The 12,646-nt window shown below is 38.6% G+C and carries 13 protein-coding genes; 5 read left to right on the forward strand and 8 right to left on the reverse strand.

Translation table 11 applies throughout. The features are described from left to right. The first annotated feature begins 215 nt into the window (after positions 1-215). Positions 216-1,478 (forward strand): MFS transporter, encoded by a 1,263-nt coding sequence (locus HXT56_RS05215; RefSeq protein WP_116712678.1) that lies wholly within the window; start codon positions 216-218, stop codon positions 1,476-1,478. Positions 1,479-1,522: 44 nt separating this feature from the next. Here HXT56_RS05215 and HXT56_RS05220 read toward each other — a convergent pair whose 3' ends face one another. The 4 genes from HXT56_RS05220 to HXT56_RS05235 are packed head-to-tail and all read right to left on the reverse strand — an operon-like array spanning position 1,523 to position 4,879. Then, complete coding sequence (locus HXT56_RS05220) at positions 1,523-2,047, reverse strand: hypothetical protein (protein ID WP_116712666.1); 525 nt, start codon at positions 2,045-2,047, stop codon at positions 1,523-1,525. A 27-nt stretch (positions 2,048-2,074) separates the two neighbouring features. Continuing rightward, entirely contained in the window at positions 2,075-3,286 is a 1,212-nt protein-coding gene (locus tag HXT56_RS05225; protein ID WP_421778499.1) for an ABC transporter permease, read from the reverse strand. Next, positions 3,270-3,980 carry an ABC transporter ATP-binding protein gene (locus HXT56_RS05230; RefSeq protein WP_004129373.1) on the reverse strand — a complete coding sequence of 237 codons (711 nt, stop codon included), beginning with the start codon at positions 3,978-3,980 and terminating at the stop codon, positions 3,270-3,272. Before HXT56_RS05230 ends, HXT56_RS05225 begins: the two co-directional genes overlap by 17 nt. Next, entirely contained in the window at positions 3,977-4,879 is a 903-nt protein-coding gene (locus HXT56_RS05235) for an efflux RND transporter periplasmic adaptor subunit (protein ID WP_421777950.1), read from the reverse strand. Before HXT56_RS05235 ends, HXT56_RS05230 begins: the two co-directional genes overlap by 4 nt. Positions 4,880-5,353: 474 nt before the next feature. Between HXT56_RS05235 and HXT56_RS05240 the strand changes: the two genes are divergently transcribed. The 4 genes from HXT56_RS05240 to HXT56_RS05255 all read left to right on the forward strand — a co-directional run bounded on the left by HXT56_RS05240 (position 5,354) and on the right by HXT56_RS05255 (position 8,196). Then, a complete protein-coding gene (locus tag HXT56_RS05240) occupies positions 5,354-6,025 on the forward strand; it encodes a response regulator transcription factor (protein WP_116712670.1) in 672 nt (223 codons plus the stop codon). Continuing rightward, a complete protein-coding gene (locus HXT56_RS05245) occupies positions 6,022-7,182 on the forward strand; it encodes a histidine kinase (protein ID WP_421777951.1) in 1,161 nt (386 codons plus the stop codon). The genes HXT56_RS05240 and HXT56_RS05245 overlap by 4 nt, the downstream gene beginning before the upstream one ends. 160 nt (positions 7,183-7,342) lie before the next feature. Further along, complete coding sequence (locus HXT56_RS05250; RefSeq protein ID WP_004129385.1) at positions 7,343-7,813, forward strand: hypothetical protein; 471 nt, start codon at positions 7,343-7,345, stop codon at positions 7,811-7,813. 11 nt (positions 7,814-7,824) lie between these two features. Beyond that, positions 7,825-8,196 carry a hypothetical protein gene (locus HXT56_RS05255; protein ID WP_004112863.1) on the forward strand — a complete coding sequence of 124 codons (372 nt, stop codon included), beginning with the start codon at positions 7,825-7,827 and terminating at the stop codon, positions 8,194-8,196. A gap of 182 nt (positions 8,197-8,378) precedes the next feature. Here HXT56_RS05255 and HXT56_RS05260 read toward each other — a convergent pair whose 3' ends face one another. The 4 genes from HXT56_RS05260 to dcm form a co-directional block, all read right to left on the reverse strand. Continuing rightward, entirely contained in the window at positions 8,379-8,780 is a 402-nt protein-coding gene (locus HXT56_RS05260) for a transcriptional regulator (RefSeq protein ID WP_004129386.1), read from the reverse strand. A gap of 182 nt (positions 8,781-8,962) precedes the next feature. Next, positions 8,963-9,682, reverse strand: a complete 720-nt coding sequence (locus HXT56_RS05265; protein ID WP_421777952.1) for a nitroreductase family protein — start codon at positions 9,680-9,682, stop codon at positions 8,963-8,965. 110 nt (positions 9,683-9,792) lie between these two features. Next, positions 9,793-11,241, reverse strand: a complete 1,449-nt coding sequence (locus tag HXT56_RS05270) for a Sau3AI family type II restriction endonuclease (protein ID WP_421777953.1) — start codon at positions 11,239-11,241, stop codon at positions 9,793-9,795. Positions 11,242-11,350: 109 nt separating this feature from the next. Continuing rightward, positions 11,351-12,625 (reverse strand): DNA (cytosine-5-)-methyltransferase, encoded by a 1,275-nt coding sequence (gene dcm, locus HXT56_RS05275; RefSeq protein WP_250310011.1) that lies wholly within the window; start codon positions 12,623-12,625, stop codon positions 11,351-11,353. Positions 12,626-12,646 lie beyond the last annotated feature (21 nt).

The raw sequence follows: 12,646 nt of genomic DNA on the forward strand, positions 1-12,646 counted from the left end.
GAGTAAAACACAGCAACAAACACAGCAAAAACCCAACAAAGCTATACAAGAGTAGGGCTCAGCACAGTTAAGAGTAGTTAAGAGTAGTTAAGAGTAGTTAAGAGTAAAACACAGCAACAGAACACTCATTACACTCGCAGTCCAGAAAAAGGTGTACATAAAGGTGTAAATATCAATAGACACATATCATTCATAATATGAAAGAAAAGCACGTAATGAACGCTGGAACACGAGTACGATCGGGTTTGATTATATCCGTTTTATCGCTTAATGCTTTTCTTATAACAAGCTGTAGATTTGGCGTAAGTCTATATCTTTTAATACATGTCGACTTATCTCACGCAGCGCTTAACGCGGTTTCCGTAGCACTTATGACCTGCGTAGCAGCACCGCTTGGCGGAATTATTGCAGATAAATATCCACCAACTAGATTGTTTATAGCGCTAACGTTCTGTTTTGCCTTGTTGTGCACTGGATACGGTTTCGCTTTAGTAGCACAGCATAATCTTATTGCTATTACGGTTACACTACTCGGCATAATATTCGGGTTCTTTACCGCATTTTCTTCGCCTAATCAAAAAGTATTGATGGCGTATAGCGCACCGACTGGCGAAAAAACCAAATTTTTAGCAAGCATGCGCATGTGGATTAATCTCAGCAGGCTTGCTGCACCTGCGATTACTGGCATATTTGTTGATATATGCAACCCGCTCATTTTCTTTACGAGCATTGCTATTGTGATGATACTAGCGGCGCTACCTCTACTGTTAGTTAATCTAAACCAGCAAACACAAAATAGCGCAAACAATACGAAAACAGGAAGCAATAAAACTGCTGGTTTTGCAGCTTCTCTACACTATATGAAATCTACACCATGGTTAATAGTCTTAGGAGTAGTATCAGCATTACAATCAGGCTCATGGCTTGCTGCATTCAGACTAATGGGAGCACACCATTGTCTCACACTTTTTCATTCGGCATCCACATGGGGATCAATAGTCAGCATATTTAACATTGGCATGATTGTAGGTTCGCTATTATGCAAATATATTGTGCTACATTATGAGATTTTATACTCTATTTTATTACCTGGATTCCTTTCTATTCCTTTACTTATTTTTGCACTTAATAATTGGATTGCTCTTTTTCTTTGCTCTGCTTTCATTGCAGGTATTATTTTTGACGCAACTATTGTCTATGGGCAAACAGCTCTTCTCGACGGCATACCAACACACATTCTCGGCGCGACTACTACTTTTACTTCTATTATGGAGCAATGCGGCATTATCGTAGGGTATGCAAGCGTACTAGCATGGGGAAATCTAAATTCATCATTATTCATAATGATTGCAGCTGGCGTAATACTTATTTCAACAGGTATAGCCTTATGGATTATTCAAACTCGTAAACAAACATACCCATCAATGCTTACCAAAGATTATTGGACACCATCAACATGGGTAAAAAGAAGCATATAACAAGCTATTTAGTGCGAAAGCACAATAAAGCTATGCAAATGCAACTACATCACAGGGCAATTAGTTTGCACATCCTGTTGGAATCCTGACGGATCTCCCAGTTTTGCTTTACGCATGTGCTCTTTGAAAAAGTTTCGCGTTGCATCATCACAACGATCTGGACCCATAAACGGCATGCTAGGCACTTTTTCAAGCTCATGCAAAGCTTTACTTGCCGCTTGTTCATCACTAGCATACGTATCTAGCCATTGCCGTTCCCAAGCACACTGATAATAATTAGATGCTTGCGTATCACCATATCCACTCTGGAACTGACCGTCTTTTTCTTCTCCAACCAAGTTTGCAGGAGCTTTATATTTTTCAGGCCAACTAAGCTTTGCCACAGATTCCTGATATTCCTTCTCTATATGAGCAAAATCAACAATCTCTCTAGGCGAACTATTTTGCGAGCGCTCACCACCCACACCACTCGCATTATTGTTGCCTACTCCTCCACACGCATTAAACATAAGAAGCGCACTAAGCACACCAACAATAAGAGTTGCTTTACCAATAGTATGATTATTCATTATTCCTTCTTTCTTATTTTTTGAAAATTAACGCAATGCTAATGCTGGTTGTAAACGCGATGCTTTTATTGCCGGCACCACACTTCCAGCAAGCGCTGTAATAAAAGCCGCAATAACAGCTCCAATAGCAGCTTCATATGGGTAAACTGGCGGACTAACTGGGCTTGCTGCATCCCAAAAACTTGATGCTATAGACACAAGACCAAAAGAAACAGCAACAGCAGCAATCGAAACTATCAGCGCTAAAATGATCGCACTGCCTAACACGAGTGAAGCAATCGACCATCTAGTAGCACCCAAAGCTCTGCGTATAAGCAGTTCATGCGTGCGCTGCTCCAACGATGCTAAACCAATATTGATTAAACCTAGCGCGGAAACAAAAAGCAATAATGCTGCTACGATAGCAAAACTTAATTGCAATACTGTTATCACATTCTCGTAATCATCACTATTATCATGTCTTCTAATTTCGTTTACTTGTCCACCGCAACAGTCGTAAAGAGCATCTGAAACATAAGATTTAATTGATTTTTGAGAACGATTTTCTTTATTCAACCAGTAGATTGAACCTTGAGCTTCTTTTCCAGAATATTCCCAAAGAGTTGAAGCGTAACGTAATAATCCTAGAATATTCACGTATACTTTTGCTGAGTCTACGCCATCGTTCACAACTCCAACAATCCTTATAGGACTCATTTGTGTTGTTTTGCGAGAAGTAATAAATGCTACTTCACCAATCTTGTATCTTTTGCTAGCAGATTGGTTTACTACCATTTCTAATGCGTTGCTTTTAGCGCTATTACTAAACCATCTTCCACTTACAATAGGTAAGTTATAAACTTTGTTGTATCCTGCCGTAGTGTAAACAGCGTCAACATATTGAAGATTGCTTGTCTTATATTCTTTGCTTATTTTTACACTATTCGAGGCTGGCATAGAAGCGCTAAACAGTAGTCCAGTGTTTGGTTGTAGCATAACGTTAGCGTTACGGTTTGCGGATTCAATGCGATTTAAGAATTTGTTAAATACTGAATATTCGTCAAAATTTTGTGCTGAAAAAGTAATCTCGTATGTTGGTCTACGACCGTTTAGCTGTTCGTTAGTTGCAATAAGATAGTCCTTACCAACCGTGCCGATAAGCACTGACGCAATAACGGCAATGATGCCTATAAACATTGAAAAACCTGTGAGGAAGGATCTCATAGGAGACAGGCGCAAATCTTTAAGCAGCATGATCATAAAGAACACCGCCTTCCATAGTAAAAATGTGAGAGCAAGAACGAGCTACTTTCATATCATGAGTGACTAATAGTAATGTTGTTCCAGATTCTTGAACACGATCATGCAACACTTGAAGCACTTTTTCTCCCGTACTACTATCGAGCGCACCAGTTGGCTCATCGCAAATAAGTAATTCGGGATTAGTAACGAGAGCACGCGCAATCGCGACTCTCTGCTGTTCACCGCCTGATAGACTTCCAGGGTATTCGTTTAGTTTATCTTGCAATCCAACAGCACATAATGCTTCTTCTATCGTTTTTCTTCTTGTCTGCTTGCTTTGTTGTAGTCCTGCGTATAAAAGCGGCAACTCAACATTTTCTCTAATACTTAAATGCTTAATGAGAGAATAGTTTTGGAAAACAAAACCAATATTTCGAGCGCGCATATGCGATACTGTATTATCACTACACTTTTGGATTGACTTGCCAGAATAATAGTATTTTCCAGTAAAATTTTTATTCAAAAATCCAATAATAGAAATAAGACTCGTTTTGCCGGAACCAGACCTGCCAACTACCGCGTATGTTTCACCTTGATTAAGTAACATAGAGGCAGAGTTAACAGTGGTAAGCCATTCGCCATTGCCTAGTTTTACACGCGCTGACACGTCTTGTAGTTCAACCAGTGGAACAGGATTGTTCTCCATAATCATTGCACTCCTGGAATGAGATCAGGAGAAACACCTGCTACGACATCACCCTCACGCAAGCCAGACGTAATTTCAATATTAGCGCCGTCACTGATTCCAAGACCAACTTCTTTACTCTCCCAATTATCGCCTTTTTTGTATGAGACTAAGCCTTTTTGAACTCTTCCAGCAACCGCACTAACAGGCAGAGTTAGAACCGATTGTTTATGCTTGCCATTAAAAACAAGCGTCGCATTTTGGCCTGATTCTACTTCTACGCTTTTATCTATTAAACACGTTAAAACTTTTGACGATACACTAGGTGTACTTTGCAAACTCGACTCATCTGTTTGAGTCGAATCAGCACTATCATTCTTGCTACTACCCGAAGCTGCAATATCGGTAGAAGTTCCACCGCTTTGTACTATTTGCAAACAATTGGTTGGTCCAACACCGTCTTCAACTTGGAAGCGACCTTTAATATCTGCAATATCCGCAGAACGAAGTAAAGCTTTTGCGTTAAGGCTTATTGAAAAACCTTCATATTTAAGAGTGAATAGCGGGAAAGATTTAGGCACGTCCGCAGATGATTCAGCTACTGACACAACTTTAGCGTCTACGGGAGCAATAATTTTGTTACCAGCATTGTAGCCTAGAACACTTCCAGCTTTTACAACACTTCCTGCTTTTACCGATGGAGAAAAATTCCCTCTACTTACAGCAGTGATAACAAAGGTAGACGATTGTTCTATTGCTGCTTTACCCGACACAACTTGTGTTAAAGGCTGTTTTTTGACTGAAACAAGTGGAACTGAATCATTTGGCGCCTGCTGCTGACTATTATCAACTGCTCTACCAGAGCATGCAGTAAGCAAACACACTGGCAGAGCAGCTAACAAGAATACTTTCGTAAACTTACGCATAACACAAAGCTCCTTACTCTCCAAACTCGTAAACGCATAGGATGCGTCGAAACAAGCCTCTCAAACTGATCCAAAATAAATAAAGTGCTTGATAATGCTACGATTAACGCTTTTATGATTGACACTTTATTGAGGATTTCAGCTTTTGCTTAATAGCCTATAATCGACGTAAAGAGTTTGCATCACACTAAATGATGATTTTATTTATGATTCTTGGAGCTTGCGTAATACCAGAGAATGATTTATTTTGCATAGAGTTTATACACTACTAAGCGACTTACTTGCGCATAGCCTCAACCACATTGATTTGAATCACTAAGCTTTAAGCGAACTTATTCGCTGCGGAGTAACCCCCGTAAGCTCCAGTAACTACCTTTATACAATCTGCTTTGTAAAGGTTTTCCTAGACAAGATATTCATCATACAAATTCAAGTACTATTATTACTTAAATAATGCTTTTCTAAAGGAGCAATATGATAGCAAAGCATATTACTGTTGGCATTGTTGATGATGATTGTTTTTGTCTACACGGCCTAAAAACATATATTGAACAGGTTGTTCCGTCCTGCAATATTTGCTGGTTGTCCACGTTTGCCGATCAAGCAATTCAGTTTTGTCAAAATCAATGCCCGGACGTGCTGCTAATTGACATGTATATGTCTGGGGTTTCGGGAATCAAAATATTATACGAATTGCGAAGAAGATACTCACTCCCAATAATAATTGCTATAACTTCATTCCCTATCAACGATTATGCTTTAAAAGCATCAACAGCAGGCGCACAAGGCATTGTTGGAAAGAACCACCCAGAAACTATTTGCGCCATGCTTAGCAGTATTGCCCATGGCACATTCAAGCCACAAATAATAGGAGATTTTCATTTTGACGACACGATGACAGCATTTCAACGTTTGCAAAATAAGCCCAAAAATGGACGCCTTGCTTTAACGGATCATGAGACTGAAATTGTAAAGTTGTGCAGTAAAGGCATGACTAATGCGCAAATCGCTAAACGTTTATTTGTTGAAACTTGTACTGTGGAAACTATCCTTCGTCGCGTGTTCAAAAAATTGAATGTGACAAATCGTTCACGACTTATTACTACATGGCTGCATGATGAATATTTAGGAAATGATACACAATGATTATTTTCTTAATGCGTCGTTTGCGAGAAAAGCTTATTGACAATAAAACATTTTTACTATTGGGATGCTTGTCGAGCACAATGGATGCATATATTTACTCAAATAGCGACAATATCACAATACAACTTGTCATAGTTTACATGATTCTTGCTGCTATAAATCTGTTTCTTTGCTTGCTCCCGCATTTTATGAGCATGTTCTATATTTTTGTACATCTAAGCATTCTTGTTATTCCTAGTCTGAATCTTCCACCAGTAACTTTCGGGCTAATCATATCATTTGTTTTTATTTCGTATTTATATCCGATTCAATTTACACTACCTTTATTCTTAGTAATAGATGCGTTACACTACGTTGCATACCGATACTTATCAACTTTGTCTTTCAAGTATCTTATTGCTTACCTTTTAATAAATATATTTTGCGTTTGCACTGGTATTATTTTGCGCATTTCTCACCAAAAAATGGTTCTTTATGAAAAAGATAAGCAAACAATTAATAATCTTCATCTGGCTGTGCGAATGCACGATAGATTAACTAATAAGATTGCAGATATTGCACTACAAAGTAAAATAGCATTACTTGACAAGTCTATTTCTAAAAAACAGCGAAGTGCTATTGAGGCAATAAATGATTTGGCAGATCAGGCTTTTGAAGAAGGACATAATATTATCGACATTCTACGTGGAAATACTGCTAAGCAAGATGCTCGAAGCGAGTTCATCCAGCACATTGAAGATACACTACAAATGAACGACTCAATCAACACATCTTGTGGATTAAAAGGAAAATCAATATGCAATATATCTAGTAACGATATTCCTGAAGACATTAGCGATGAAATCATCTGTGAAGTTATTGAATTAATCGAAGAACTATATTTGAACATGCGAAAATATGCTTCTTTAGTTTATTACATCAGAATTTCGATACGTGAAAAACAAATTGTTATAAAACAGTTCAATGTTCGATTTTTGGGCGGGAAAAGTAAAGATGCAATTCGCTCAGTATCTCAAAAAGGACTTCTGCTTCATCGCGATACCCTAAAGCATTTAGGCGGTTCACTCTATTTTCGAGCCTTTGGTAAGTATTGGGAATGTAATGCAGTTATACCTTTAAAAAATAAACATAACTATATAGATAGTATGCCTTACTGATTCAGTTTAAAAGATTAATGAATCTTAAGCAGTTTTAGATAGTAATTATTTGTAAAGGTTTTCCTAGACAAGATATTGTTTACCTTTTAGCACGCCATTAATTTATAAATTGTCAAGGTTTTTGGCATAAACAGTTACTTCTCGTACAGAAAGGCATATTATGAAGAAGTTAGCTATAGCAGGCGTATTATCTGCTTCATTAATTTTTAGCAGTATTATTGTTCCTTCTTCTACCGCACTCGCTCTTGAGCCAACAGGTAACACCGTTGAAAAGAACATAACATGCGGAAACATCGTAACAAAAGATGGCTACCGCGTGTATGTAGTTAATGGATATCTCATTAAAATTCCAGCATCTAATGCAGAACCAACGCAATCAGAGCTTCGTAACATATTACAAGAACGCGGGAAAATTAGTCTTGTAGTTAAAACAATTAAAACTATTTATCATAAATTACCTAAGCAAGTTAAACAATTCATTAAAAGTCATTTAGGATTAAACGAGCTTATAAAATTTTTGGAGCATTGGACTGGAAAGATTGAAGACGGAATTTATAATGCCTGCAAATCAGCAGGAATGCCAGATTGGATGGCTTGGATTGTAACAGAAGCAATTATGATGCTTATATAGTAGGAAAAGATATGAGTAATTTAGAAGATACAAAAGCACAAATTCCGTCCGTATTTTGGACAATAGCCAATGGCGTATTTCTTGCTAGCGGAATTGCGCTGATTGTAATGCGTAATGATTATCTATGGGGAGTGCCTCAAATTATCGCTGGATTATTTGGACTTGCAACCATGTTTCTCATTAAAAAACCGTGGTGCGCGCAGCTATATTTTATCGTATCTTCACTAGCTGTAATAGCAAATGGGCTTATGGAAATATTCGGCATAATCCACGGATCTGGATACGGTTATGTTCCGCTGATTATTGGCATAATTGTGCTTCTATTTATAGGCCTTGACAAGGATGAAAGTTCAAAAGCTCTTGGCATAGCCAAAAATAAGTAAAAGCATTAGACTGCGAATTTTAATATAAAAACATATCACAGTTTTCAAAGGCCAAGCTGTAGCCATGCATCCTACGACTTGGCCTTTGATTATTTATCTGTTAATGGTTTATTTTACATAGAGTTTATACGTTACTGAACAATTTATTTGCTTATAGCCTCAACCACATTGCGATTAAATCACTAAGCTTTAAGCGAACTTATTCGCTGCGGAGTAACCCCCGTAAGCTCTGCAACATCACGAACCGTCAAGCCCTGATTCCTTAGTATGCGAACCGTTTCCCGCATAAGCATAGATGCCTTTTGCTGAGTTTTTATAGCTGCAGATTTTGCATCTAACATACGTTGAAGCATAAGCTCATCTTGCTCACTAAGTTTCGGAGTTACTTTCACGCCATTGACTTTAACATTTAAAGTTGCAGCAGCATCTTTTACCATTGCTGCAACCTGATCAAGCCTACGTACTTGAGTAAATAATCCTGGTATTTCCGGCACTTCTATAGCCCACCAGTCATCACATCTGCGAGCTATAGCGGTCACCATTTGCAAACAATTTGTTGCATTATCATGCTCAGTAACACTCATTGGTTAAGTTTTTTCTCCAACTCTTTTCGCTTCACGCATATAAGTATGTGCCTATTTAACAATTAAGTAAATAGGCATTGCATACAAAAAATCGTATAAATCCATAACCACAATGTGCGCACTTCTATCTGATATTTTCCAAAGTACTTTGGGTTTTGCAAGATAGATTGGTTTGTGCGAAGTTACTTTTCTTGCACAAGTTCGATTGGCGGATGCTCCGCGCGGAAAGCATTTACGTGCGCTTCAGACGCATACCCCAGCGCAAAACCAGTAATCAGCGCATACTCCGGCGGAATGTCGAATACTTCGTCAAGCGGCGAACGCCACGTGGCAAGAACGCCAAGCGGGCATGAATCTACGCCTTGCTCTTTGGCAGCCAACAGTAACGTTTGCAGCATAATTCCAGCATCCAGCGCAGCAAACGGCAGAAAATCGCGGCGAACAAGCACAAATCCCATAACTGGCGCACCAAATGCCTGGAAGTTGCGCAAAGTGTGAGCATTTCGAGCAGGAAAATCTTTGCGATCAATATTTAAATGTTTATACAACGCCAATCCTAAACGAGCGCTGCGTTCTTTAAGCGATTGCGGATACGGAGCCATTACAGGAAAATCTCCATCCGGCTGGCTCATTTTCTGGGCTATAAGGCGTTCTTCTTCGCTAAGAGTTGCGTCTTTAGTGCGAAACATTGCTTTGCATTTTTGCGTATATGCATCAATAAGCTTCTGCTTGCGTTCTCCTTGAGCAATAGCGAGCATGTAGCCACGAGTGTTAGACCAGCTCGGCGATTGTGCAGCTGTTTGCAAAATAGTTTCAAGTATTTTAGAATCGACCGGTTTATTTAGAAAATCACGTGCAGAAAATCGCGACTTTGCGAGCGCTTCAAAAGTTTGTGCAATCATGCTTTTTAGTATATCTCACAAGTTACGCGTTAATGCAACTATCTTTTTTTAAGGATTGGAAGTTGAAGCCGGAATAGCCTTGGCATCTTGTGCGCCAGCTCCTGCGACATCTAACCAATATTCTCAGCAACTATTTTGGCAATATATAGCCTATCTATCCACCAACATTGTTTGGTGATAGTTTCACCGTTTGGAAGTGTTATAACATCATTGCCATTTTTACCGTGTGGCCTCATATGAAATACGTGATTAAATGACATCTTAGGAAGCTGATTCCCATCCGTTCCATAGCCAGTAGATTTACCAGATATCATAATCTCATGCACTTTATTCCATGCAGGCGCAACATATTTTTCAATATCTTCTTCTGGCATATTCCATAAAAAACCACCAACTAAAACATCATCTTTATAGCAAGTCGATTTTCTATTTTTCCCATTACTTTTAAAAACAACGAAATAGAACTTATTATTCTCAAAAAACTTATACAATCGCGAATCATGCCACTGCATATTTGGATCCGCCAATTCGGCCCAATCATCCTCTTTTAACGCAGGGAAAGACATATTCTGCTCTGGCTTACCGTCATCATACAATACAGTAGTTTTTAATTGAGTCACACTCGCTGCAGCAAACTGTTCAATTTCTTCTATTCTGTTCTTTTTTACACCCAACATCTTCAGTGCAAGCTGCGAATTAAAAGAATAATGCGTTTTAAGCTCCACATTAAATTTATTGGCCAAAACAGAAATTTTAGAACCAACATATTGCCCAATCCTCTTTTGCACATAATCATTAAGATTTTCGTTAATAGACATTGGCAACCGTTCAAAAAGACTACCTTCACCTAAAACTCTTTGTGCAACAATGGTCATATAGCTAGGCTTATACGAAAACGCACGCTGTTTTGCACGTATATATCTACTTTCAAACCCGCTTGGTGCAGGAGCGTCTCTCAACGACTTTGCAGCCGTTTCTCCCTTAGTACAAGCAGCAAGATAATTAGTATCAGACTCGCTCAACCTATCTGCATAACCAGAAGCTACTTTGTTTTTTATGTATTCCCAATCTTTACGGATTGTTTCTAGCTCACCAGGTTCATATTTCAATACAAAAGAACCGTAAATAGCGCAATCAAGTCTGGATTGGTTGGTTTTATCAGTCCTGTTATCAAGATAATAAATAATAATCATCTGACGCGCTTTTTGCCAAAATGATGATTTATCAAAAACCTCATTACACAGCGTCAAATAGTTGATAATATCAACAACCAAACGTTCTTTAGCAACTATCTTCTTTTTCTTATTTGAACGAATCGGCGTAACTTTTAATTCATAAAATTCATCAGCAACCATAATATCTGGTTGTTTATCGGAATTTATAGAATACCCGAAAACTGATTCTTCAATAATGTTGCCTAAAGAACCCTTGTTGCCTGCTTTTTCACCACGACCAGTTTTATCAATCTCGCGAAAAGTTTTGCCATTGATTCCAGTAAGCAGAGCGGTTATTTCGTCAATGTCCGAAAACTTGCGATTGTCGCCTATATGATTAGACATGCTTCCCACCATTCTGCCTCTTCCCTCGCACAACTTTATTTATTACATTTTCCTATTAACTCAATTCCTACACAACCTACAAATAATTATAATTATTTAGATACGAATTTTATGCCAAAATGTCATTAGCTAGAATTTTGCCAATTTTATGCGGAATACCAGTAACTAGCGCATTCCCCATACAAAACGCTCTATGGCCATCACTCATCCCATCATTCGTCCAACCTTTAGGGAACATTTGCAGCTGGTCTAGCTCATCTGGAACAAGTCTTCTCAATCTGCCATTTTGCATAACAACATGTTTGGTTCTACTAGCGCTTTTCCCACCTTCACCTGTAAGAATAGTTCTGCTTGGCGCATCAATTTTATCTGGAAAAGCAACAGGACCTTCTGAATACATGTACTCAAATCCATTCGAAGCTGTTCGTAACTCCCTTTTACCGCCTTTAAGATACTGCCAAGAAGCGAGCTTATCCTCTTCAATCCAATATTCTTTAGGCACTTGATTGGCTTCAACTAGAACGCTACCCAATGTCATTGCATTGCCAGTAAATACAGCATCCGTTTTAACGGTATAAACTACTCCATCTTGCATAACACCAGCATTCTGGAATAGGCTCACCTTAGCTTGTTTGCCAAAATCTTGAGATATAACATATGGATTGTCACTAATAGAAAATTCATGTTGTGCAGAATTTTTTTCTGCAATAGATGCTGGAAAAGCTCGTGCTATAACGCCATTTTGCAAAAGATGTTCGGACAAGTTATACCATTTCTTAGAATCATGTTCTGCAAAAACATATACTCGTCTACGTCTTTGAGGCATTCCGTAGTCAGCAGCATTAATAACGCGCCATTCTACGCTATATCCTAGGCGAAAAAGACAAGAGAGAATAATAGCAAAATCCCTACCACGCTGTGCGGCAGGTGATTTTAATAAGCGATCAACATTTTCAAGCAGGACATATTTAGGATGGCGTAATTCCAACATTTTATTAATACTCCACCACAGAACGCCTTTTTTGCCGTCAATTCCAGAAGACAATGCTAACGGTTTTGCCACAGAATAATCTTGACAAGGAAAGCCACCAACAAGCATGTCAAAATCTGGAATATCACATTCCCCGTGTTCAAATTTTTTAAGCACTTCTGCTATATCTTCATTAACACAGCTACCTTTGCCAAAACGCTTCTCATAGCATCTCCACGCAAATTGCTTGGATTCTTGCCCAGCAGGCTCCCACTGGTTTGCCCAAACTGTTTTGAAAGGCCCTGCTGGTTCTGCAGTAAAATCATTTCCTTCGGAAGGAACATATCCTTCTAATCCAAGACGAAACCCACCTACTCCTGCAAAAAGTTCAGCAACTTTTATTGTCTTGGACATATAAACCCTCGTAACATTAGC

It is taken from the genome of Gardnerella nova, from assembly GCF_049244055.1.
Classification (GTDB): Bacteria; Actinomycetota; Actinomycetes; order Actinomycetales; family Bifidobacteriaceae; genus Bifidobacterium; species Bifidobacterium vaginale_H.